This window comes from Amycolatopsis sp. NPDC059235, from assembly GCF_042754125.1.
Taxonomy (GTDB): Bacteria; Actinomycetota; Actinomycetes; order Mycobacteriales; family Pseudonocardiaceae; genus Amycolatopsis; species Amycolatopsis albidoflava.
In genome coordinates this window covers 88,956-111,747 of sequence record NZ_JBHZAG010000014.1, presented here as the reverse complement: position 1 = coordinate 111,747, position 22,792 = coordinate 88,956, and the positions used below count along the sequence as shown (strand labels likewise).

21 protein-coding genes are annotated in these 22,792 nt (G+C 70.4%); 10 read left to right on the top strand and 11 right to left on the bottom strand.

Going from position 1 to position 22,792, the window contains the following annotated elements; genetic code table 11:
• Nucleotides 1–11: 11 nt before the first annotated feature.
• From ACFXI3_RS12965 to ACFXI3_RS12945, 5 genes are all read right to left on the bottom strand, one after another.
• A complete protein-coding gene (locus ACFXI3_RS12965) occupies nt 12–1,007 on the bottom strand; it encodes a DUF3558 family protein (protein ID WP_378399646.1) in 996 nt (331 codons plus the stop codon).
• A 75-nt stretch (nt 1,008–1,082) separates the two neighbouring features.
• Nucleotides 1,083–1,979, bottom strand: a complete 897-nt coding sequence (locus ACFXI3_RS12960; protein WP_378399645.1) for a DMT family transporter — start codon at nt 1,977–1,979, stop codon at nt 1,083–1,085.
• Nucleotides 1,980–2,183: 204 nt separating this feature from the next.
• Nucleotides 2,184–2,684 carry a GNAT family N-acetyltransferase gene (locus ACFXI3_RS12955; protein WP_378399644.1) on the bottom strand — a complete coding sequence of 167 codons (501 nt, stop codon included), beginning with the start codon at nt 2,682–2,684 and terminating at the stop codon, nt 2,184–2,186.
• A gap of 52 nt (nt 2,685–2,736) precedes the next feature.
• Entirely contained in the window at nt 2,737–4,416 is a 1,680-nt protein-coding gene (locus ACFXI3_RS12950; protein ID WP_378399643.1) for a DUF885 domain-containing protein, read from the bottom strand.
• A gap of 42 nt (nt 4,417–4,458) precedes the next feature.
• Nucleotides 4,459–5,343 (bottom strand): methylenetetrahydrofolate reductase, encoded by an 885-nt coding sequence (locus ACFXI3_RS12945; RefSeq protein WP_344268051.1) that lies wholly within the window; start codon nt 5,341–5,343, stop codon nt 4,459–4,461.
• 103 nt (nt 5,344–5,446) lie between these two features.
• On the opposite strand from ACFXI3_RS12945, the gene ACFXI3_RS12940 reads away from it, so the two are divergent.
• From ACFXI3_RS12940 to ACFXI3_RS12925, 4 genes are all read left to right on the top strand, one after another.
• Nucleotides 5,447–6,091, top strand: coding sequence for a hypothetical protein (locus ACFXI3_RS12940; protein WP_378399642.1), 645 nt, complete (start codon nt 5,447–5,449; stop codon nt 6,089–6,091).
• Nucleotides 6,092–6,162: 71 nt separating this feature from the next.
• Entirely contained in the window at nt 6,163–7,254 is a 1,092-nt protein-coding gene (locus ACFXI3_RS12935) for a polyprenyl synthetase family protein (protein WP_378399641.1), read from the top strand.
• Nucleotides 7,254–8,729 carry a phytoene desaturase family protein gene (gene crtI, locus ACFXI3_RS12930; protein ID WP_378399640.1) on the top strand — a complete coding sequence of 492 codons (1,476 nt, stop codon included), beginning with the start codon at nt 7,254–7,256 and terminating at the stop codon, nt 8,727–8,729. Before ACFXI3_RS12935 ends, crtI begins: the two co-directional genes overlap by 1 nt.
• The gene (locus tag ACFXI3_RS12925; RefSeq protein WP_378399639.1) at nt 8,726–9,643 is read left to right on the top strand and encodes a phytoene/squalene synthase family protein; all 918 of its coding nucleotides are present in this window, start codon (nt 8,726–8,728) and stop codon (nt 9,641–9,643) included. The genes crtI and ACFXI3_RS12925 overlap by 4 nt, the downstream gene beginning before the upstream one ends.
• Here ACFXI3_RS12925 and ACFXI3_RS12920 read toward each other — a convergent pair.
• Together ACFXI3_RS12920 and ACFXI3_RS12915 are read right to left on the bottom strand one after the other, a co-directional pair.
• Nucleotides 9,624–10,043: a pyridoxamine 5'-phosphate oxidase family protein gene (locus ACFXI3_RS12920; protein WP_378399638.1), complete on the bottom strand. Its 420-nt coding sequence runs from the start codon at nt 10,041–10,043 to the stop codon at nt 9,624–9,626. The genes ACFXI3_RS12925 and ACFXI3_RS12920 overlap by 20 nt on opposite strands.
• A gap of 5 nt (nt 10,044–10,048) precedes the next feature.
• Nucleotides 10,049–10,597, bottom strand: coding sequence for a CGNR zinc finger domain-containing protein (locus tag ACFXI3_RS12915; protein ID WP_378399637.1), 549 nt, complete (start codon nt 10,595–10,597; stop codon nt 10,049–10,051).
• Nucleotides 10,598–10,619: 22 nt separating this feature from the next.
• Here ACFXI3_RS12915 and ACFXI3_RS12910 point away from each other — a divergent pair, with 22 nt between their 5' ends.
• A complete protein-coding gene (locus tag ACFXI3_RS12910; protein ID WP_378399636.1) occupies nt 10,620–11,771 on the top strand; it encodes an MFS transporter in 1,152 nt (383 codons plus the stop codon).
• On the opposite strand, the gene ACFXI3_RS12905 is transcribed toward ACFXI3_RS12910, so the two are convergent.
• From ACFXI3_RS12905 to ACFXI3_RS12895, 3 genes are all read right to left on the bottom strand, one after another.
• Nucleotides 11,749–12,864: a S8 family serine peptidase gene (locus tag ACFXI3_RS12905; RefSeq protein ID WP_378399635.1), complete on the bottom strand. Its 1,116-nt coding sequence runs from the start codon at nt 12,862–12,864 to the stop codon at nt 11,749–11,751. The two genes, ACFXI3_RS12910 and ACFXI3_RS12905, sit on opposite strands and share 23 nt — an antisense overlap.
• Nucleotides 12,861–15,029 carry a hypothetical protein gene (locus ACFXI3_RS12900; RefSeq protein ID WP_378399634.1) on the bottom strand — a complete coding sequence of 723 codons (2,169 nt, stop codon included), beginning with the start codon at nt 15,027–15,029 and terminating at the stop codon, nt 12,861–12,863. Before ACFXI3_RS12900 ends, ACFXI3_RS12905 begins: the two co-directional genes overlap by 4 nt.
• Nucleotides 15,030–15,180: 151 nt before the next feature.
• A complete protein-coding gene (locus ACFXI3_RS12895) occupies nt 15,181–15,549 on the bottom strand; it encodes an Rv2175c family DNA-binding protein (protein WP_344268071.1) in 369 nt (122 codons plus the stop codon).
• A gap of 92 nt (nt 15,550–15,641) precedes the next feature.
• On the opposite strand from ACFXI3_RS12895, the gene pknB reads away from it, so the two are divergent.
• The 5 genes from pknB to ACFXI3_RS12870 all read left to right on the top strand — a co-directional run bounded on the left by pknB (nt 15,642) and on the right by ACFXI3_RS12870 (nt 21,495).
• Nucleotides 15,642–17,666, top strand: a complete 2,025-nt coding sequence (gene pknB, locus ACFXI3_RS12890; protein ID WP_378399633.1) for a Stk1 family PASTA domain-containing Ser/Thr kinase — start codon at nt 15,642–15,644, stop codon at nt 17,664–17,666.
• A complete protein-coding gene (locus ACFXI3_RS12885; RefSeq protein ID WP_037809693.1) occupies nt 17,663–17,872 on the top strand; it encodes a hypothetical protein in 210 nt (69 codons plus the stop codon). The genes pknB and ACFXI3_RS12885 overlap by 4 nt, the downstream gene beginning before the upstream one ends.
• A gap of 66 nt (nt 17,873–17,938) precedes the next feature.
• Nucleotides 17,939–19,414 carry an SPFH domain-containing protein gene (locus tag ACFXI3_RS12880; protein WP_344268075.1) on the top strand — a complete coding sequence of 492 codons (1,476 nt, stop codon included), beginning with the start codon at nt 17,939–17,941 and terminating at the stop codon, nt 19,412–19,414.
• Nucleotides 19,414–20,097 carry a hypothetical protein gene (locus tag ACFXI3_RS12875; protein ID WP_378399632.1) on the top strand — a complete coding sequence of 228 codons (684 nt, stop codon included), beginning with the start codon at nt 19,414–19,416 and terminating at the stop codon, nt 20,095–20,097. The genes ACFXI3_RS12880 and ACFXI3_RS12875 overlap by 1 nt, the downstream gene beginning before the upstream one ends.
• A gap of 117 nt (nt 20,098–20,214) precedes the next feature.
• Entirely contained in the window at nt 20,215–21,495 is a 1,281-nt protein-coding gene (locus ACFXI3_RS12870) for a wax ester/triacylglycerol synthase family O-acyltransferase (RefSeq protein ID WP_378399631.1), read from the top strand.
• A 171-nt stretch (nt 21,496–21,666) separates the two neighbouring features.
• On the opposite strand, the gene ACFXI3_RS12865 is transcribed toward ACFXI3_RS12870, so the two are convergent.
• The gene (locus ACFXI3_RS12865) at nt 21,667–22,557 is read right to left on the bottom strand and encodes a transposase family protein (protein ID WP_378399630.1); all 891 of its coding nucleotides are present in this window, start codon (nt 22,555–22,557) and stop codon (nt 21,667–21,669) included.
• Between the last annotated feature and the right edge of the window lie 235 nt (nt 22,558–22,792).

Here is a 22,792-nt window from a genome sequence, read left to right as displayed (position 1 = left end):
CGCGCCAGCGATCAGGCGTGGCCGAGTGACGGTGCCACAGTCTTGGCCACGGCGACCGCCTTTGTGCAGGCGGTGGCGGTGTCGAGGCCGCTTTCAGGCTCGCCGCTGAACTGCACGGAGACGATTTCGCCGTACCCGTGAGCCTCGTCCTCCTTCGGAGTCTCGACCTTGCGCCAGGTCGCGTCGCAGCTGACCACGCTGCTGTCCGCGTCCTTCTTCTGGATGGCCGTGACGCCGCCGCCGAGGTCGGCGGGCTGGCCGTCTCCGGCGTCGGCGGGCAGGCCTTGGTACAGGTGCACCGACACCTGCGGATAGTGGGTGCCGTCGCCGGACCAGAAGTCGCATTCGTGCAGGCTCTTGGGCTCTACGAAGGACTTCTGCCCCAGCGCGGTCTCCACGGCCTGCTTGCCCGCCGCCGCGCACGGGTCGGTCTTCAGCACGGAGCCGGGCACCTGTTTGTACTGCGGCGGAGTGCCGTGCAGGGCCTGCACGACCTTGGTCAGCGCCGCGCGGCCCGGCGCGCAGGCGTCGCCGGCTGCCTTGGTCTGGAACGTGATCCCCAGCGACTGTTCGAACGACGTCACGACCGAGACCCAGCACGACCCGGGCTTGTCGTTGTCGACGACCAGCGGAAGGCCTTCGAGCTTCTCGGACGGGTCCTTCGACAGGATCATCTGGTCGCCGACGCGCAGCACCAGCTCGACGGTCTTGCCGCCGGAGTCCTTGACGTCGACGCTGCACTCGCCCCATTCGGAGGAGGAAACGCTCGACTGGTCCGGGGTGCCGACGCCGCCGAGGGTCTTGCTGTCCAGCAGCGCGCACGGATCCACGGTTCGCAGGGCCGCCGCCTGCACCGCGGGGTCGGTGATCGGGGGTTTCGCTTCGGAGGTGGGAGAATCCGTGGCGGCGGTGCCCGCGGTCGAGCCGCCGCAGCCCGCGAGCAACGCCAGCAGAGCCACCCCAGCAGCCAGCGTCGATGCCCGGAATATTCGGTTTTCGGTGATCATGCGCGGCACCGTAGCGGAATCCGTCACCCGTTCGTGGCGAAATCTCCAAAAATGCGGGCAGTCCGTGAATGATGCTCACCGGGGCTCGGGTCGCCAGTAGCCGACCGCGAGCGCGGCGACGAGCAGCACCGCGCCGCCCCACGCGAACGCGCTCAGCCGTTCGTGCAGGAAAACGACCGAAAGCACGGACGCGGTAAGCGGTTCGAGCAGCGCGGACAGCGCGCCCAGCACCGGGTGGGCACCGCCGAGGCCGCGGAAGTACGCGGCATACGCGACGGCTGTCGGGACCGCGCCGAAATACACGGCCAGCAGGAGCACGTCGGCGCTGGCGGGCAGGCCCATGCCGAGCCACAGCGCGGCGGGCGTCAGCAGCAAACCGCCGGTCAGGCAGCCGAAGGCCGTGGTAGCCAACGGATCGAGGCCGTCGACAGGCTTCGCCGTGACGAGCGTGAGCACGGCGAACCCGGTCGCCGCGAGCAATGCGAAGCCGAGGCCGCCGACCAATCGGACGGGTGACGTCGCGCTTTCCGGCGACCAGCGCAACAGCACCAGCCCCGCGACCGCGCCGCCGACGGACACCAGCGTCCACAACCGGGGTGCGCGGCGGTGCCGAACGGCGGAAAACACAGTGAGCACAACGGGTGCAGCACCGATCGTGGTCATCGTCGCCGTGCTGACCGAACTGAGTGCGACAGCGGCGAAGTAGCTGGCTTGAAAGAGGGCGAAGAGTGCGCCGATGAGGACGAGACGGCGCCAGTTTTGCTTGGTGGGAAGGCGAAGTCCGCCGGTGAGACCGACATAGACCGCGCTCGCGGCACCGCCGATGAGCAGGCGGTAGGTGGCGACGGCCAGCGGGTGCAGGCCGGCTTTCTGGGCGAGCAGCGAGCCGGACAGGCCGCCGGTTCCCCAGAGCACACCGGCTACGACGAGGGCGGCCGACGAGCGGGCGCGCGAAGGTACGAGAACAGACATTCGGAAGTGGGCTCCTGCGTCGAAGGAATCGGAAATCGACGACGCGGGGCAGCGTGCGTAGGCCGGTTCAGGACGTCATCCGGTGGCCGCGGGCCCGGTTTCGGGCGCACGCGGCGAAAACTGCCCCGCTCAGGAGGCTGGTGGTGGGATGACGACGAGAAGCCACTGCACGGACGGGAGCTTAACCAGAGGCAGCGGAGACGATCAACGGGTTTGCGGCGTGCGGCGCCAGCGGATTTCGCCGTCCTGCCACTCGTCAGTGGCGGTGAGCCCGATCGCGGCGGCCACGGCGGCGGAGGCCCGGTTTTCCGGGTGGATGTGCGCGACGATCGCGTCCACCGGCTGCTGGACCAGCCAGCCGACCAGAGCTCGCGCGGCTTCGGTGGCGATGCCCCGGCCCTGCCACGGAGTTCCCACCACCCAGGCGATTTCGGCGACAGAACCGTCGATCGTCGCCTGGACAGTGCCCGCCAGGCCGGAATCGCGCAGCTGAATCACCCAGTTCAGCCAGGACACCGCCGGATCGGGCGAGCCCGCGGTCATCCGCCGGTAGCGCGAGCGGAGAGCTGCCAACGAGTCTGGAGCGCCGCCGATGTACGTGTGCAGGACCGGGTCGGACAGCACCGACGCCATCTCTTCGGCATGCGAGACGGACAGCGGCAGCAGGTCCAACCGGGCGGTTTTGATGAACTGAGCGGTAACCATGTGTGATAGACACCCGGGCCGGCGCGCGAAGCACCGGCCCGGGAAAGCAGTCTCAGTCCAGCTGCGCCAGCTGCTCGCGCAACGTGTCCAGCCCCATGCCGCCCATCTGCAGGGCCTTGGTGTGGAACTGCTTGATGTCGAACGCCGAACCCTGCCGCGCGCGGGCGTCGTCGCGGGCCGCGAGCCACAGGCGTTCGCCGAGCTTGTACGCGGGGGCCTGGCCCGGCCAGCCGAGGTAGCGGTCGATCTCGTCGTGGATGTGCGCGTGGTCGGTGATCGTGCGGGTCAGCATGAACTCCAGGCCCAGGTCGGGCGTCCAGCGCTCGCCCTCGTGGAATCCGGTGCCCGCCGGGATTTCCAGCTCCAGGTGCATGCCGAGGTCGACCACGACGCGGGCGGCGCGGAACATCTGCTCGGACAGCATGCCCAGCAGGTTGCCGTCGTCCGAGAGGTAGCCCAGCTCTTCCATCAGGCGTTCCGCGTACAGCGCCCAGCCTTCGCCGTGCGCCGAGATGAACGTCATGAGCCGCTGGTACTTCGTGAGCGTCTCGGCCTGGTTGACCGCGGTCGCGATCTGCAGGTGGTGGCCGGGGACGCCCTCGTGGTAGACCGTCGAAACCTCGCGCCACGTCGTGAATTCGTTGCGGTCCGCGGGAAGCGACCACCACATCCGGCCGGGGCGGCTGAAGTCCTCGCTGGGTCCGGTGTAGTACGCGCCGACGCCGCCGCCGGGCGGGGCGATCTTGCACTCCAGCGCCATCAGCCGGTCCGGGATGTCGAAGTGCTTGCCGCGCAACGACTTCAGCGCGTCGTCGGACAGCTGCTGCATCCACGCCTCGAACTGCGGGCGGCCCTGGACGCGGTAGCGCGGGTCGGCGTCGAGCACCGCGGCGGCCTCCGCGGGCGTCGCGCCGGGCTTGATGCGGTTCGCGACCGCGCGCATTTCCGTTTCCAGCCGCGAGAATTCGTGCCAGCCCCACTCGTACGCCTCGCGCAGGTCCAGCTCCGCGCCGATGAAGTAGCGCGACCACAGCCGGTAGGTGTCCTCGCCGACGGCGTCCTTGACCGGGGCCTTCGGGGCGAGCTCGGCGCGCAGGAATCCGGCGAACTCCGCGAACGCCTCGTCCGCGGCCCGCGCGCCCGCGGCCAGTTCGGACTTGAGCGAATCGACCCCCGCGCCGGCGACCATGCTGGCGAAGAACCCGGGTCCGTCCTTGAGCCCGGCCCACGTCTCGCACTGCTCGGCGACCTTCGAGACCTGCCGCAGCGCCGAAACCCGCCCCTTGTCGGCGGAGGCCAGCAGCGACGCGCGGACGCCGGCGAGCGCCTCGGGCACCTTCGGCAGCCGGGCCGCGACGTTCGCCCAGTCGTCCGGGGTGTCGGTCGGCATCAGGTCGAAGACCATCCGCAGGCCCTGCACCGGGCTCTCGATCACGTTGAGCGAAGCGGCGTCGAGACCCGCGTCGTGGATCTCCAGCTCGAGGCCGATCCGCTCGCTGAAGACGGCCTTCGCGACCCGCTCCCCCGCGTCCGCCGGTTCCGCGGCGGTCACCGCGGCCAGCGCGCGCCGCGCCAGGTCCGCGCGGGCGTCGTGGCCCGCGGGCGAATAGTCGGTCAGCTGGTCGTCGTAGCCCGCGACGCCGAGCATAGTGGCCGCGACCGGGTCCACGGCCACGTAATCGTCGACGTACCGGTCGCAGATCTCCGGAACGCTCTGTTCGGTGGAAGCCATGTCCGGCACGCTACCGGCCTGGCGCGTCCCGAGCCCACGGAGTTACGCGCGGGCGGGCACCAGTCCGAGCCGGGTGACCACCTCGCGCGTCGCCTTGGACCGGTTGAAGGTGTAGAAGTGCAGGTCGGGCACGCCTTCGGCGATCAGTTTCTCGCACAGTTCGGTGACCCAGTCGAGGCCGGCCGCGCGGAACGCCTTGGGGTCGCCGGAGAACGGTTCGAGCCGGTCGAGCAGCCGCTGCGACGCCGGGGCCCCGGAGAGTTTGATCGTGGTGTGCAGCGTCCGCAGCGTGGTCAGCGGCATGATGCCGGGCAGCACGAGCGCGTCGCAGCCCGCGGCGGCGACCCGGTCGCGCAGCCGCAGGAAGTCCTCGGCCTCGAAAAACAGCTGCGCGATCGCGAAATCGGCTCCCGCGCGGAACTTGCGGACCAGGTGCTTCGTGTCCGTTTCCAGGTCCGCCGAACGCGGGTGGCCGTACGGGAACGCCGAGACGCCGACGCAGAAATCGCCGAGCGAGCGGACCAGCTCGACCAGTTCCTCGGCGTAGGCAAGGCCCTCGGGGTGCGGCACCCAGTCGCCGTAGACGTCGCCGGGCGGGTCGCCGCGCAGCGCGAGGATGTTGCGCACGCCGACCGCCGCGTACCAGCCGATCACGTTCCGCAGTTCGGACACCGAATGGTCGACCGCCGTCAGGTGGGCCATCGGGCAGAGCGTGGTTTCGGTGGCGACGCGGGCGATGCTGCGGATGGTGCCGTCGCGGCTCGAACCGCCCGCGCCGTAGGTGATCGACATGTACGCCGGGTCCAGCGGTTCCAGCTCGCGGATCGCCTTCCACAGGACGGCCTCGTCGGCCTCGTCGCGGGGCGGGAAGAACTCGACGGAGAACGCGGGCCCGTCCCCCCGCAGCCTTTCGATCACCGACGTCATGGGGTGAAATGGTAGTGGCTCGCCTCGACCCGCGGCAGAGCTGACGGGTGGGCTTGGCCACGCGGCGTACCGTCAGGGGCGAACCCTCCGGGGAGGCGAGCCCATGAGCAGTGAAGACGATCTGGCCTGGGACGAAGACGTGCGCGTGGCCGTCTACCGCGCGTTCGCTTCCCGCGGCCGCCCGCCCACCGCGCCCGAACTGGCCGACGCCGCGCACGGGTCGCTCGCGGTGGCGAAACAGGCGCTGCACCGGATGGCCGACCCGAGATGGCTGTGGCTCGACGAATGCGAGCACGTGGCGCTGGCCGCGCCGTTCGCGGCGGTCCCGCTCGGGTTCGCGGTGATGGGCGAGCACACCATGTGGTCGGGCGGGTGCGCCTGGGATTCGTTCGCGATCCCGCACCTCGTCTCCGGCGAGCCCGAGGTGCTGGTGGCGACGCGCTGTCCGGGCTGCGGCGAGCCGTCCGCGCTGGTCGTGCGGCGGGACCGGCCGCCTGAGGGCGCGCAGGTCGCGTACTTCCCGGCCTCGCCCGACCAGCTGGCGGGCGATCGGGGGAAGCAGCGGCTGTACTGCGCCGAGTCCTGTGTGGACAGTCCGGGCGAGGTGCTCGGGCTCGACGCGCTGTGGCATCTCGCGAAGGACTGGTACGCGGGCTGCCTCGAACCCGGCTACCGGCCGCGCGGACCGATAGAGGCGGCGGAGTACTTCGCGGCGAGCGGGCGTCCTGACGCGTTCCGGAGCGGCTGAGCGCGTCTGGTGCGCCACATCCGAGGGCACCCGGCGTGACCGCGGCCGCCCTCGTCGCGGAGGATGAAGGCATGGACGCGCCCGGATTCGACGCCGATCTCCCCCTGCACGTGGAGCGTGCGCTGGCCGATTTCCTCGGCCGGGCGGGGACCGAGATCCTGCGCACCGAGCCGAGCGTCGCGGCCGGGATCGAGGCGCTGTCCGGTTTCGTGCTGGGCGGCGGCAAGCGGATCCGCCCGACGTTCGCCTGGTGGGGCTGGCGCGGCGCGGGCGGCGCGGCCTCCGGTCCGCTCGCCGAGGGCGCGCTGCAGGCGGTGGCCAGCCTGGAGCTGATCCAGGCGTGCGCGCTGATCCACGACGACCTCATCGACTCCTCCGACTCGCGCCGCGGCAGGCCGACCGTGCACGTGGCCGCCGAGAAACTGCACGCCGACCGCGGCTGGCTCGGTTCGCCTTCGGTGTTCGGGCTGGCCAGCGCGGTGCTGGTGGGCGACCTGGCGCTGGCCTGGGCCGACGACATGTTCGCCGAGGCCCCGCTGCCCGCGGCCACGATCGCGGCGGCTCGGCCGGCCTGGCGCGCGATGCGCACCGAGGTCCTCGCCGGGCAGTACCTCGACGTCCGCACGCAGGCGGTGGGCGACGCTTCGCCCGAGGCCGCGCTGCGGATCGACCGGCTCAAGACCGCCGCGTACACCGTCCAGCGGCCCCTGCACCTCGGCGCGTCGCTCGCCGGGGCGGACGACCGGCTGATCGCCACGCTGCTGGAGTTCGGCGGCGACGTGGGCGTGGCCTTCCAGCTGCGCGACGACCTGCTCGGCGTGTTCGGCGACCCGTCGGTGACCGGCAAGCCCGCCGGCGACGACCTGCGCGAGGGCAAGCGCACCCTGCTCGTAGCGCTGGGCCTGCAGCTGGCCGCGGAGCGGGGCGACCACGCCGCGGCCAAGGTGATCGCCGACGCGATCGGGGCCGCGGATCTGACCAACGGCACCGTGGACCAGGTCCGCGAGGCGCTGACCTCAGTCGGCGCGGTCGCCGCGGTGGAACGCCAGATCGACGAGCTGACTGCCTCCGCGAACGCCGCGCTGGAACGCGCGCACCTGGCCGAGCCCGCCCCGTCGGCGCTCGCCGGGCTGATCCGGCTGGCTACCCAGCGGAACTTCTGATGCGGACGGTGAACGGGCACGCCGACCACGTGGTGGTCGTCGGCGCGGGGCTGGCCGGGCTGTCGGCGACGCTGCACCTGCTCGGGGCGGGACGCCGGGTGACGCTGCTGGAGCAGCAGAAGACGCCCGGCGGACGGGCCGGGCAGCAGGACTTCGGCGCGAACGCGGTCGACACCGGGGCCAGCGTGCTGACCATGCCGGAGCTGGTGGACGAAGCCCTGCACGCGGTCGGCGAATCGCTGGCCGACACTGTGCCGCTGACCAGGCTCGATCCGGCGTACCGGGCTCGCTTCGCCGACGGCAGCTCGCTCGCGGTGCACACCGACGGCGACGCGATGGAAGCCGAGATCCGGTCATTCGCCGGTCCGGCCGAGGCGGACGGCTACCGGCGGCTGCGGCGGTGGCTCACCGAGCTGTACGCGGCACAGAAGGACCACTTCATCGGCGCGAACTTCGATTCGCCGCTGGACCTTGTCCGTCCGGAACTGGTGAAGCTCGCCGCGCTGGGCGGCTTCGGCCGGTTAGGGCCGCGCGTCGCCAGCTTCTTACGCGACGAGCGCGTACGGCGGCTCTTCTCCTTTCAGGCGCTGTACGCAGGTCTCGACCCGACGCGCGCGCTCGGCGCGTACGGCGTGATCGCGTACATGGACACTGTCGGCGGCGTCTACTACCCGCGCGGTGGCATGGGCGCGATCGCCCGCGCGATGTCCGACGCCGCGACGCGCGCTGGAGCCGAGCTGCGGTTTGGTACGGAAGCTGCGTGGCTTGAGCGGGTGTCGTCGCGCGTACGCGCTGTACGCACCCGTTCGGGCGAGCGTATTGAGTGTGACGCCGTGGTGCTCGCGACAGAGCTTTCGGCGGCGTACCGGCTGATCGGCGCGCGTCCGCGGCGTGTGCTGCCGTTGAAGTACTCGCCGTCGGCCTTCGTGCTGCACGGGCACGCGGACCGTTCGTGGCCGGAACTGGACCACCACACGATCTTCTTCGGCCAGGCGTGGGAACGGACCTTCGCCGAGATTGTCCGCGAGGGCAAGCTGATGAGCGATCCGTCGCTGCTGGTCACGCGCCCGACCGCGACGGAGCCGTCGCTCGCTGGGGACGGCGGCGAGATCGTCTCCGTGCTCGCTCCGGCCCCGAACCTGAAGACCGGCCCGATCGACTGGTCGCGCGTCGGCCCGGCTTATCGCGAAGAACTGCTGCGTACGCTGGAATCGCGCGGGCTCACCGGGTTCCGCGAAGAGTTCATTGTGGACGAACAGCTCACTCCGGCCGATTGGGCGGCGCGCGGGTTGGCTGCCGGGACGCCGTTCTCGCTCGCGCACACCTTCAGCCAGACCGGCCCGTTCCGGCCCGCGAACCTGGTGCGGGCGGCGGAAAACGTGGTGCTCGCCGGATGCGGAACGACGCCCGGCGTCGGCATTCCGCCGGTGCTGATCTCCGGACGGCTCGCCGCGAAAAGGATCACCGGCCGGTGAGCGAACTCGACGCGGCCGGCATCGCCGAACCCGCGCTGCGTGCTGCTTATGCGGAATGCCGGCGCATCAACGCCTACCACGGCCGCACGTTTTTCCTTGCCACGCGGCTGCTTCCGGCGCGGGCTCGGCCGGCCGCGCACGCGCTGTACGGCTTCGCGCGGATGGCCGACGAACTGGTCGACAACCCCGAGCCCGGCACCGATCCGGCGGTCGCGCTGGACAAGGTCGCCGGGCTCGTCGACGAGGTTTACGACGGGAGCGTCCCGGCCGATCCGGTGCTGGCGGCGCTCGCGGACACGGTGTCCCGCTACGACATCCGGCGTGCTTTGGTGGATGCGTTTCTGCATTCCATGCGGATGGATTTGACGGTTTCCGAGTACGCGACTTACGCTGATCTTGGCGAGTACATCTACGGTTCGGCTTGTGTGATCGGGCTGCAGATGCTGCCGGTGTTCGGGACTGTCGTGCCGCTGGAGGAGGCTTCGCCTAGCGCGGCGGCGTTGGGGGAAGCGTTTCAGCTGACCAATTTCCTGCGCGATGTCGGCGAGGATCTCGACCGTGGGCGGTTGTATTTGCCGACGGAGGAGCTAGCTGCGTTCGGGGTGGATCGGGCGAGGTTGCTGGACGCTCGGCGGAGCGGGCGGCTGGACCCTCGGGTGCGGGCAGCGCTTGCAGTGGCGGTTTCGCGGACTCGGGCGGTGTATCGGCGGGCTGAGGCGGGGATTCCGTTGCTGCGGCCGGAATCTCGGCCTTGTGTGCGGACGGCTATCACGTTGTACGAGGGCATTCTGGACGAGATCGAGGCGATGGACTACGCCGTGCTGAACCGGCGCGCGGTCGTCGGCAAGGGGCGGCGAGTTGCGGTCGCGGCGGCTGCGTTGGTGCGGCGGACAGCTACTTCCAGGTCTCGATAACGCGGGCTGGTTCGGCGCTGGCGTCGTAGGAACGCAGCCACTCCGGAGTCAGCCGGATGAGGGCGAAGGCCTCGTCAAGCGCGCGGGAGCCAGGAAACTGGTCCAGGTAGATCTGGCCGGCCTCGCGACGGGCAACGCCGGATTCGATGACCGCCAGGCCCTCCGCCTGGACCGAAATCGACCCGGTACAGCCGATTACCGCGGCGGCGCGCGGGTTGGCGCGGAGGTTGGCGACCTTGCGGGTGCTGAGGTTGGCGTTGAACAGCAGCGACCCGTCCTCGGTGACGGCGAAGCTGACCAGCGCTGCTTCAGGATGGCCGTTTGCGGCGGTGGTGGCGACGACGCCTAGCGGGTTGGCGCGGACGAAGCTGGTGAATGCCGCCACGGAAAGGGTTTCCATGGTGGTCAGGTTAGCCGGGCGCGATGGGCGGCGACGCGTTCCCTTGTGGCGCAACGAGAAGAACAATAGCGGCGCGGGCTTCCCCCGCCTAGGTGCGCGAAGGGTTTTCCGCACGACGGCGACGCGCACAGGCCGCCGGGGACGCTTTGGCGGTCGGCCAGCAGAGTGGCCAGGGCCAGCGCCGAGGACGTGATCAGCCAGGCTCCCCACGGGCCGTCGTCGGACGAGTCGACGTGCAGGTGCCAGCCGAAGTCGTCGTCGTGCGCGGTCAGGCGCGGAGGTCCGGCGTAGGCGGCGAACAGGGCGTTCAGCACCTCGGCGGCCGAAGCGGCGTCCGGGGCGGCGAAGACCTCCCGCAGTTCCAGTGCGGCGGCGCGTAACTCAGCGACCTCGCGCGCGGACAACTGAGGCCGCGGTTCGCCGTGCTCGACCAGTACTGCGGCTACCGAATCCGGCGACGGGTCCGCCGTCAGCAGCACATCGAGCAGCGCTACGGCACGGCGGACAGCGTCCCGGGCGGAGCGGCCCGCGAAATCCTGCTGCGTTCCAGGCATGCGCCACTGTAACATCTCGTCGGTGACAAGCCGTTACAGATTCGCGGCATATCTCATCGGGGCGACGGCTGCGCGCACTGGTGACGAGTTGTCCGGTCCGGCAGTGCTGCTGCTCGGCGTGGGCGCTTCGGGGGCGGTCGCGGGGTCGACGCTGCTGGCCGGGCTCACTGTCGCGGCGGCGGTGGGCGGGCCGGTGCTGGGTGCGCTCCTGGACCGGTCACGCGCGCCGGGCCGGATCCTCGCGGTGGGGCTGATCGGGTACGCGGCGGGGTTGGCCGCGATCACCGCACTGTTCGGGGTGGTGCCGTTTGCGCTGGTGGTGGCGGTTGCCGTGGTGACCGGGTTGCTGGCACCGGCGATCGGGGGCGGGTGGACGGCACAGGTCCCCGCGTTGGTACCCGCGCCGAAGCTCGGAAGGGCGAGCACGCTCGACGCGATGACGTTCACGGCGGCGGCACTCGTCGGGCCGGGGCTCGCGGGAGTGCTCGCTACAGCCGCGGGGGCTCCGGTTGCGATGGCCGTGGCCGGAGTGCTGACGTTGATCGCGGTGCCGTTCGCGTGGCGGCTCCCCCGCAACTGTGAAGAGCAGCGGCCGAAATTCTTTGAAGCGGCAACGGTTCTGGTCCGCAATCCTGCGTTGCGACAGTCGACTGCGACCTCGACGTTGTCATGTATCGGGATCGGGATGGCGTTCGTCTGTTATCCATTGATCGGCGAGCAGCGGCTTGGCAGCGCGGGATACGGGACGTTATTGCTCGTCGGCTTGTCAGTCGCGTCGTTGCTGGCGAACGCGGTTCTCTCGCGACGGTCGTATTCGCCGGATCGTGCGGTGCAACTGAGCACTGTCGCCATTGGACTTGGGTTAGCGGGGGCGGCGGTGGCACCGAACGCACCTCTATTGGTGCTTGCGGTGGCGCTCACGGGAATCGGCGAAGGGCCGCAACTGGCGTCGTTGTTCGCGGTTCGGCATCGGGAAGCGCCGCCGGAACTGCGGGCTCAGGTGTTCACCACCGCGGCCAGCATCAAGATCGCCGGGATAGCGCTGGGAAACGCCGTCGCCGGGCCGTTAGCCGCCTGCTCCCCCACCGTCGGGCTGGTTGCGGCGGCGGGGACGCAGGTGGTCGCGGCGGTCGCGCATCCGTTGTGGACGGTCAGAAAGCAGCTAGTCCGTTAGGGGTTCCATTACCGGTCGGGCCGTCGTATCCCGGGACGCCGGTGCAGAGATAGTCGCCGCATTCCTCGAATACGACATTGTCTCCGCCGACGACGTCGTTGAGTTTCCCCGCGTACAGCCGCGAAGCATCCGGATACTGATCATGGTGTCCGGCCAAAGCGATGACTCCGGCGATGAACGGGGCAGAAGCGCTGGTGCCGCCGACTACCGTCCAGCCGTGGAGGACTGTGGTCTCGTACACGGCGGGTCCGGTGGCGGGATCGGCTACCGCGGCGACATCGGCGACGGTTCGGCCGGGGCAGTTCGGGTCCTTCTGCCAGGCCGGTTTCGGGACCCAGGCCGAACATCCGCTCGACGCGCCCTTCCACACCGATTCGGTCCAGCCGCGCGCATTGTCTGCTTTGGACAGTGACGTGCCGCCGACTGCGACGACGCTTGAGTACACCGCGGGCGCGCTCGGTGCCGCGAATCCGCCGTCCCCGCTCGACGCGACGATCGCCACGCCGGGATGCTGGTAGTGGGCGGCGAAATCGCCGGACCAATGGCTTTCCGGTGCGCCGTAGCTGTTCGACACAATCGTCGCGCCGAGCTTCACGGCCGTGTCCACCGCGGTGCCGAGCGCGTCGAAGGACGCGTCGTCGCCTTCTACCAGCAGAATTTTGCACTGGGCGCAGGCGGCGGAGGCCATGTCCAGGTCCAGCGCGGCCTCCACTGGCCAGTCGCCCTGCCGCGGCGGGAGCGGAGCAGCCTCGCCGTGCTGGTTGACTTTGCGGAAGCAGCCGTTCGCGGTGGTGCACGCCGGGAGGCCGTAGGTTTGTCGATATACCGCCAGGTCTGCTTCGGCGGTCGGGGCGTCGCCAGCGTCGACGATGGCGATCGTTTCTCCCGCGCCGCCGGTGTCGGGCAGGCGGTAGGCCGAACGCAGGTCGGCGGGGCTGTATCCGGTGGCGCGCAAGGCAACACGACTGTCCATTTTGGCGTAACAGCGAGCGAATCCGGGAGCGGCGGGACCGCAGACGTCTCGCGGGGCGGCGGACGTGACGGACGGGATGAGCGCGCCGAGGAGAAGCAGCACAGCCAGGATGCGTTTCATCGCTCGGCCTTCCCGACGGTGTAGGCATTGCTGATCGTCTGCGTGATCGCGTTGCCCGCCAGATCCCGCGCAGTCACCTTCAGTGACGGCGACGTCCCGGCTGGCGGATTCCGCCACATCGCGACGTATTCGCCGAACAGTCCGAAAACCTGCGCGGGCTGCCAGGTGGCACCGTTGTCGGCAGATATCGAAACTGTTGCCGAGGCGATCGGCGAATGCGAACCGGCACCGCTGTACGCGGCGTGGCCGACGTGCAGTTCGAGCACCTGCAGCGGCGAGGACGACGTCGTGGAAAGGTCGGAATCGAGCCGGTAATCGACAGTCAGCGCACCGAGGATTCGGCACGGCTGCGTCGGATCGCTTGCCTGGCAACGATGCGGCGGAGGGAGTGCGGCATCAGCCGCGGCCGGGTCGTATTGCAAGGTCAGTTCGGTGCGCAGTTTTCCGGCCTGGCCGACGCCGGGTATCGCGGTCCGGTCGACGTCCAGCACGCCACGGAAGGTCGCCGGCGTCTTCGGCACATCGACCGACGCGCCGTAGGCACCGTCCTGGTCGAAGACCTGCTGATCGTTGCGGTACAAGGAGAAATGCAGCCGCGGCGCGTAGAACAACGGGATCGCGGTGTGGTCCGGTTCGCTGTCGCGCAATTCCGGGATGGCGACCGAAACTGTGCCGCCGGAATAACACGCCTCGCACAGCCGGTCTCGCCGCCACTGCCCGAGACCGGCGGTCAACGGCCCGCGCGACCAGTCGACGGTCGTGGTGCTGCCCGGCCGATAAGTGCGAGGATCGGCGGTCATCAGCGTGTACGACGAGCCTTTTTGCTCGTACTGCACCCATTGCCTGGTGTGCGTGGTGCCGAGGTAGTCAGTCAGCACGCCCGGGGCGTGGATGAAGAAACCGCTCGCGCCGAGGCCGTGCCGCAGGATCACCGGGTCCACCGGACCGCTGTCGATCGCGACCGGCATGGTGTCGGCGGGATCGGCGTACATCCGGTCCCGGACTGTCGCGAGCTCACTGTCCTTTGTGGAAAACGACTGGTCCTCGCCGATGCCCTCGGTGGAGAACGAAAGATCGACGCGGTACCGGTCCTCGGGCTTGGGCGCTTTGCCCGCCCACTGCACGACGTAATGCAGCACGCCCTGAGCCGGCTTCGGCACCGGCCGCACGTACTGCTTGGTCGTGCTGCCCGAGATGCCGATGGCGAATCCCCGGCCGGTCGCGTCCTCGCGGAAGAAGTTGGTGGTGAGCAGTTCCTGGGTCGTCGACTTCGACGGGGCCACCTTGACCTCGGCGGTCGCGTGCTTCTCCTCCACGGTGAGGGTCTGTGCGTCCGGCGAATCGCCGACGGCGAACCCCTCGACCCACGAGGTCCGCGTGGCGATCACGCTCCCGGTGCTGTCGAAATCGGAGAAGGTCGCGGAGGCGGCGTAATGCCCCTCGGGAACCGCGATCCGGGTGACGCCGTCGACCTCGACGTGCCGCAACAGCTTGGCCGCGGAATCGGTGTTGATCAGCGAAACGATGCCGTTGACCGAGCGGCCCTGCAGATCGAGGAGGCGGAGTTCGACGATCTTCATCGGGTACCGCGGCTGCTGTTCGCGGGGCGCTCCGGCCAGCCGGATCGTCGCGGGCAGCGCACTGCTGCCCGCCGGGCGTCCGGCGGCCGCGTCCTCCGCGAGGCGTCGGCGCAGGTCAGCGGTGAATTCGGCGGGCGAAGCGAGATAGCCGGTCGCAGTGTTCCCGGCGGACGGGGCGAGCGTGATCCCCGGCAACGCCGCCGGGGTCGCGCCGGCCGGGAAAGTGATCTCCAGGGGTGTCGCCCCCGCCGGCATCCGAGCCAGCGCGGTGACGTCGAACAGCGATTTGTCCAGCCGTCCGAGAAACGGAACGGCCTCGCCCGGAATGACGTAACGGTCGCCGCCGTCGGTTTGATACGACTGAAAAGTGGTGCTCGGCGGCGACGAAAAAGCGTAATTCGTACCGCCGTTCGGCCCCGGGAAAACCGTCAGCCGGTCCCCCGTCGGCAAAGCCACTTCCCGCGCTTGCGGCGCCGCCGCCGCGAAGGGCGCGGCCGCCGCGGCTGGTGCCGCCACCGCGAAACTGCCCAGCACCAGCGCGATCGACGCGATCGCGCGGCGTCTTCCGGAAACCCGTCCTCCCATGCCCGATGCTCCTCTCCAGCATGCGGCAGAGCAGGATTTTCAGGACGGTTTCCGAGGATGGACTGGACCAATTGACCGCGTCAACGAAAAACGCGGTTTCTGTCCGGGAGGGCGATTGTTGTCAGCCCTGCCGGAGCAACACGGGAAGGGCCTAGAACGCCATCGCCTGCGCGCGCCGCTTGACCTCGGTCCCGTGGCTGGTGCGCAGCGCGTTGATCGGCGTGCTGCCCGGGAGCGTGTCGTCGGCGGTGAAGAGCCAGCGGAGCATCTCGGTGCGGCTGAACCCGGAGTCGGCGAGCACGGTGATCGTGCCGCCCAGCCCCTTGACGATGCCGTCCTTCACGAAGAAGGCGGCGGGCACGCAGAGTTCGCCCTTGCGCCGGACAGCGATCAGCTCGCCGTCCCGCAGCATCTGGCGGACCTTGTTGGCCGACACCCCCAACGCGGCCGCCACCTCCGGCAACGGCTTGACCGCGACCTCGGTGTCGAGGATGTCGTCGGCGACAGGAATCCCACTCACAGGTGACACTGTGCCACATTCCCCCGTCCGGCCCACTGCTACGCACGGGTGACCCGCCCCGCCGCGCGCGCCCTTCCGTACGATTGCCCACCGTGACGCGCACCCAGCCCAGCCTCGTCGGCACCCTGCTCGAACGCCGGTACCGCGTTGACCAGCTGCTGGCCAGGGGCGGGATGTCGGCCGTCTACCGGGGCCTCGACACCCGCCTCGACCGGGCGGTGGCGATCAAGATCATGGATCCGCGCTTCGCCGACGACCGGTCGTTCGTCGACCGGTTCGTGCGCGAAGCGCGTTCGGCCGCCCAGCTGCACCACCCGAACGTGGTCGCCGTGCACGACCAGGGCTTCGACACCCCGGCCGGCCAGGACACCGGCCTCGCCTTCCTGGTGATGGAGCTGGTCAACGGCGGCACCCTGCGCGACCTGCTGGACGAGCAGGGCCAGCTGGACGTCTCGCTCGCGCTGAGCGTCGCGGAGCCGGTGCTGGCCGCGCTGGCCGCCGCGCACGCCGCCGGGCTGGTCCACCGCGACGTCAAGCCCGAGAACGTGCTCATCGGCCGCAGCGGGCAGCTCGCGGGCGGCGTGGTGAAGGTCGGCGACTTCGGCCTGGTCCGCGCGGTCGCCAGCGCGGGCACCACGAGCTCGAGCGTCATCCTCGGCACCGTGGGCTACCTGGCCCCCGAACAGGTCGCCACCGGCGACACCACGGCCCGCAGCGACGTCTATTCGGCGGGCATCCTGCTGTACGAGATGCTCACCGGCCGGCTGCCCTACACCGGCGACACCGCGATCTCGGTCGCCTACCGGCACGTGAACGACGACGTGCCCCGCCCGAGCGAACTGCGCCCGGACCTGCCGCCGGTGCTCGACGACCTGATCCTGCGCGCCACCCGCCGCGACCCGGAGCAGCGCCCGGCGGACGCCGGCGAGTTCCTGGCGCAGCTGCAGGCCGCGCGCGCCGAGCTGGGGCTGCAGCCGGTCGCGGTGCCGGTGCCCCCGCCGCCGGACGGCGACCGGGTGTCGGACGTCGAACGCACGCTCCCGAACATCCCGGCGGTCCAGCAGAACGTTCCGCTGGGCCAGCAGACCATGCCGGTCTCCGGGCCTCGCGGCACGCGCGCCATGACCCGCGCCGTGCCCGCCGCGCCTCCCCCGGCCGGTCCGCCGCACGCCGGGCCGCCCGCCCCCGCGCCGGACGAACCGCGGAAACCGCGCGACAAGCGCAAGCTGATCGCGCTGGCGATCGCCGGGGTGCTGGTGCTCGGCGGGCTGATCGGCGCGTTCGCGTTCATCCTCAGCGATTCCAAGGTCACGACCACGACCGTGCCGAAGCTCGCCGGGCTGACCCAGGCCGAGGCGGGCGACCAGCTGCGCGCGGCGAAGCTGAACCCGCGCTACAGCCAGGAGTTCGACAACACCGTCGACGCCAACAAGGTGATCAAGGTGGACCCGGCTCCGGGCACCACGCTCAACCAGGACGCGACGGTGTCCGTGGTGGTGTCGAAGGGCAAGCCGAAGGTGCCGAACATCCAGGTCGGCACCGCGCTCGACACCGCGACGAAGGCGATCCAGGAGCAGAAGCTCACCGTCGTCCAGGGCACGCCGGAGTACAACGACACCGCGCCGCAGGGCACCGTCGTGAGCGTGAGCCCGGCGGCGGGCACCCCGGTGGACATCGGCGGCCAGGTGACGCTGGTGCTGTCCAAGGGCCCGGAGCCGCTTCCGCCGGTCCCGGACGTCACCGGGCGGTCCAAGGCCGAGGCGTTCCAGATCCTCCAGCAGGCCGGATTCCAGCCGCAGGACGGCGGCGACGAGTTCTCGCAGAGCGTGCCCGCGGGCGCGGTCACCCGCACCGACCCCGGCGCGGGCTCGGCGGGGACCAAGAAGGTCAAGGTCTACGTCTCCAACGCGGTGCAGGTCCCGGACGTCCGGTACCGCACCTTCGACCAGGCCGCGGACCTGCTCAAGCAGGCCGGGCTCGACGTCGACCGCAAGGGCGGCGACGGCAACGGCCACGGGCACGGCGGCGGCTTCAACTTCGTCCTCGAACAGGACCCGGCCCCCGGCTCGTTCGTGCCCAAGGGCACCAAGGTCAAGATCCGGGGGATCGGCGGATGATCGGCAGCCGCGGCCGGGTCACCGGCACCGTCGGGCCCGGGCTGATCGGCGAGGTGCTGCTCAGCGTCCGCGGCGGCACCGAGGCCTTCTACGCCTATCCGGCCGAGCCGGACACCACCTTCGCCGTCGGAACACCCGTTCTGGTGGTCGATTTCGAGCCTCCGCGCACGGTCTACGTGGAAAGGTGGCAACCGTTGCGCGCTTGACCGCGTCGCAGTGCTGACGGCGCCTGAGCGCCGTGCCAGCTGAATACGGAAAGTGCGGCGAGGGCTATGGAAATCTGGGTCATCGTGGTGATCGCGGTCGTGGCCGTGATCCTGCTGTTCGGGCTCCTGCGGATCCTGTACAAGGTGGCGGAGCCGAACGAGGCGCTCATCATCTCCGGCTGGGGCGTCCGGGTCGAGCGCACCGAAACGGCCGACAGCCTCGGGTTCAAGATCATCACCGGCCGCGGCGTGAACGTGCTGCCGGGCTTCCAGACCGCGCGCAGGCTGTCGCTGGACACCCGAGGGGTGAACCTGCAGGTCTCGTGCGTGACGAAACAGGGTCTTCCGGTCACCGTGCGCGCGGTCGTGATCTACAAGGTCGGCGACGATTTCGCCTCGATCGCGAACGCCGCCCGCCGGTTCCTCGACCAGCAGAAGGGCATGAACGACACCATCCACGAGCTGTTCTCCGGGCATCTGCGCTCGATCGTGGGCGGGCTGACCATCGAGGAGATGATCCACAACCGCGACGCGCTGACCGGCGAGGTCCGCCAGTCGTCGGCGACCGAGATGATCAAGCTCGGGCTGATCGTGGACTCGCTGCAGATCCAGGAGATCGACGACGAGTCCGGCTACATCGTCAACCTCGGCAAGCCGCACGCGGCCGCGATCGCCGCCGCCGCGCGCATCGCCGAGGCGCAGCGCGACCAGGAGGCCACCGAGGCCGAGCAGGTCTCCGCCGCGCGCAAGGCGGGCGCGATCCGGGAAAGCCAGATCCAGCAGGCCGGGTACCAGGCCGAGGTGGACCAGGCCAAGGCGAAGGCGAGCCAGTCCGGCCCGCTGGCCGAGGCGACCGCGCGCCAGGAGGTCGTGGTCCAGGAGACCAGGGCGGCCGAGCTGGAAGCGGCGCTGTCCGAGCAGCGGCTGCAGTCGCAGGTCCGCAAACCGGCCGACGCGAAGGCGTACGAAACGCGCACCACGGCGGACGCGGAACGCGACGCGCAAATCGCCCGCGCGCAGGCACAGGCGAAGGAAACCGAGCTGCGGGCGGGCGCGGACGCGACGCGGGTCAAGACCGCGGCGGACGCTGAAGCGCAGGCGACGAAGGCCCGTGCGGAAGCCAGCGCGAGTGCGACGAAGGCCACCGGTGAGGCCGAAGCGGCGGCGGCCAAGGCGAAGGGGCTCGCGGACGCGGACGCGGCGAAAGCCAAGGGTCTGGCCGAAGCCGAAGCGGCGAAAGCGAAGGGGCTCGCCGAGGCCGAGGCGATCAAGGCGCGCGCGGCCGCACTGGCGGAGAACCAGGAGGCTGTGGTAGCACAACAGCTGGCCGAGCGCTGGCCGGAGATCGTCGAAGCCGGCGCGCAGGCCTTCAGCAATGTCGACCACATGGTGGTCCTGAACGGCGCGGACGGGATGTCGGACATGTTCACCAAGGCGCTCTCCCTCGGCGGCACGGGCCTCGGCCTGGCCCGCCAGCTGATGGACGCCATGGGCACCAAGCAGTCCGGTTCCGACGGCGGCCTCGCCCCTCGCGAGGACTGATGAGCTTCTTCACGGACGGTCCTCGCGAGCGACCCCTGTTCCCGGTCCGGGAGCAGGAGCTGTTCGGCTACGAGGGCCGTCCGTGGACGGGCCCGCCCGCCGACCACATCGTGCCGGCGCTGGTGCCCTGGGCGACACCGCTGGGCCGGTCCGAGCGCACCATCGTGGCGCTGCGCGCGGTCGAGGTGTGGCCGGAGGCGATGACGCTGCGGATCGCGGTGTATTCGCGCGACCGCATGGACGGCGCTCCGCTGATCGGCCACCGGCGCATCCCGGACTACAACTCGCTGCTGGTCGGCGTGCTGTTCCCGGACGGCGGCCGGGCCAGCTCCGAAACCGTTTCGGTGCCCAGCGCGGGCGAGCCGCACGAGCCGGTGCTGCGCGTCGAGGACGGCAGCGGGTCGGAGTTCCACTACGAGCACCCGGTCTTCGTGTGGCCGCTGCCCAGCGCCGGTCCGGTGAAGCTGATCGTGCAGTGGCTCGACCGCGAGATCGCGGAAACGCACACCAAACTCGACGGCGGACGGCTGCGCGCGGCGGCGCGCGAAGCGAGCGAACTGTGGCCGGGGCTGCCGAAGCGGCCGGGCAACGGCGTCGCGATGCGCCAGATCGCCGCCGAGGTCACCGACTCCGCCGGACCCGGCCTGCCGCAGCGGCAGCCGCGGCGTGCCCCGGGCGAGTGAAATCCGCGGGAATTAGCGTCCCCGAAACATAACGGCCGTCCGCCGGTCATACCCGAGTAGTGTCGTGACATTCGCCCTCGACATTCGCACTCGACGCCGGACGTTGGAAGGTGGACCATGGCACCTGCCCCGCTCAGCTCGCTCGATGTCGCTTTTCTTTGCCTCTCCAGGGAAACCGCGCCGATGCAGATGGGAGTGGCGCTGGTTTTCGCGCCGGAGGAGCCGGTCGATCCGGACCGGTTGGCCGGGCTGCTCGCCCGCCGGGCGGCGGAGATTCCGCCGCTGCGCCGGAAAATCCGCGCCGGGCTGTTCCCGCCCGGCTCCGCGACCTGGGTGGACGACCCGGATTTCCAGGCAGTGAAACACATTCACCATCACCGGCTGACCACGCTGTACGACCCGGACCCGCTCCCGGAGTTCGCGGCGAGGTGGATCGCCGAACCGCTCGACCCGCACCGTCCGTTGTGGGAACTCACCGTGGTGACAGGTTTTCCGGACGGAACCTTCGCGATCTTGCTAAAACTCCACCACGCGCTCACCGACGGCGCGGGCGCGTACGCCGTCACAGTAGGACTCCTGGACGGATTGCCGCTCCCGGAGCCCGCGGCGGCGATTCCGCAGCCGCGCACGCCGATGGACGCGGTGCGGGATACGTTGGAGACAGCGGGAATCGCGTCGTCGGTGGTCCGGGCGGCCCGGCCGCCGTGCCTCCCGCTGGCCGCACCCGCGACCGCCGAACGGCGCCTCGGTTTCGCCCGGCTGGCCTCGGCCGATCTTCGCCGGATCCGCCGGACACACGGCGGTACCACGAATGACGTCGTGCTCGCGGTCTTGTCGGGGGCCTTGCGCGAATGGCTGATCAATCGCGGCATTCGCGCGGCGGGACGTTCCGTGCGCGCGCTGATTCCCGTGAGCGTGCGCGGGAGAGCGGCCGAGCAATGGGGCGGGAACAAGCTTTCCGGCTATTTGTGCGATCTGCCGATCGGAATGGACGATCCGGTGCGGCGGCTGGCCGAAGTGCGCGCCGAGATGACCCGCAACAAAGCTGCCGGACCTTCGCGCGGAGCCGGGGCTTTCCCGCTGCTGGCCGACCGGATGCCCGCCGCGCTGCACTGGCTGGGAACCCGGACCGCCGGGCTGGCCGCGCCGCTGCTGTTCGACCTGGTGGTGACGACCGTGCCGGTGCCGCCTGCCCGGCACGCGCTGGCCGGAGCGCCGCTGACGGAGGTCTACCCGTTCGTGCCGCTGGCCCCGCGCCAGGCGGTGGGCATCGCGGTGGCGCCTTATCGCGACAGTGTCCACATCGGACTGCAGGCGAACGCGGACGCGGTGGCCGATCTCGGCTCGCTGCGCGACGCGGTCGCCAAGTCGGCGGCGGAACTGCTGGACGCCTCGTGAACGGTGCTCTGCGGCTTCGGGTTGTGCGCGGTCTTGCGCCCCAATGTGGCATTGGGTGCGTTCAACGCACCGAACGCCACATTGGGTGCGTCTGACGCACCCAATGCCACATTGGGGTTGTTTCATCGTGGTTTGTGCTGGTGGGGTTGGGTTGTGGGGGTGTGGTAGTGCTCAGGTCGGGCTGGTTTGGGCGTGGTCGCGGGTGTGTTGTTCGTGGTGGGTGAGGACGAGCAGGGCGCGCAGCAGGGTGGTGGCGTGGCGGGTGTCGAGGCGGAGTTTGTCGAGGACGCGCCAGTTTTTGAGGGCGGCGAAGCCGCCCTCGACCGCGCAGCGCATCGCGGCGAACGCCGCGTTCGCCTGTTTCTGTCCTGTGGTGAGGGGCCGGTTGGTTTCGGCTTTGTAGGGGGTGAGCACGATCTGCTCGCAGGCCCCGCCGCAGTCGGGGCAGTCGCGGGCGGTGCGGATGTCTTTGTGCCAGCCGTGGAAGCCTTTGTCTCCGGCCGGGGTCAGGCCGTGGGCGTGGAGGCGTTCGCGGATGCGGAGCCGGCGGGCGGCGGTGATGTCGGCGGTGCGGCCCGGCAGGGCCGCGGAGATCCACAGCAGCCGGCCCGTCTCGTCGGTCAGGGCGAGCACGACCAGGCCGTGCTGTTTGTGCTTGCCGCTGTAGTGGGCCCGGTTGGCGCGTCCGGTGCGGCGCCGGGTGCGGATCAGGGTGCCGTCCACCAGCACCGCTGACGCGCCGCGCGCGGCCTGCCGTCGCAGGACCCGGTCCAGCCTCCGGGCGCGGGCGGCGAGCAGGGCGATGACTTCCAGCACCCAGCGGCGCACCGTGGAGGCCGAGACTCCGTGGCCGCCGCCGATGTCGGCCAGCCGCGGGTCGTGGCGCAGCACCGCCAGCACCACCAGCGCCTGCCCGGCAGGCGTCGCTTTGCGCCAGCGTGACCGCAACCGCCGGCGACGCCCGCGGATCAGCCCGGCGACCAGCTGCAGGGTCTGCCGAGAAACAGGAAGAACGACCTGGTAGGAAAGAGGACCGAAGCCCTCGGCGGATGGTTGACTCACATCTCGATCCTGCCGAGGGCTTCACCCATGCCCACGCCGCCACGCCGGTCCCGCACCAACCCCGGCCACCACAGCCAAAACACACCCGCTCAACCACACCCCCCAGCAACAACCACGATGAAACAACCCCATTGGGGTTTCTCAGCAGTGCTGTGTGCGGCGGGTCTGTTGCGGCGGCGCTGGCCAGAGGATGCGGAGCACCGGCTGGCCGATGGGCCGCGCGGTGCCGTTGCCG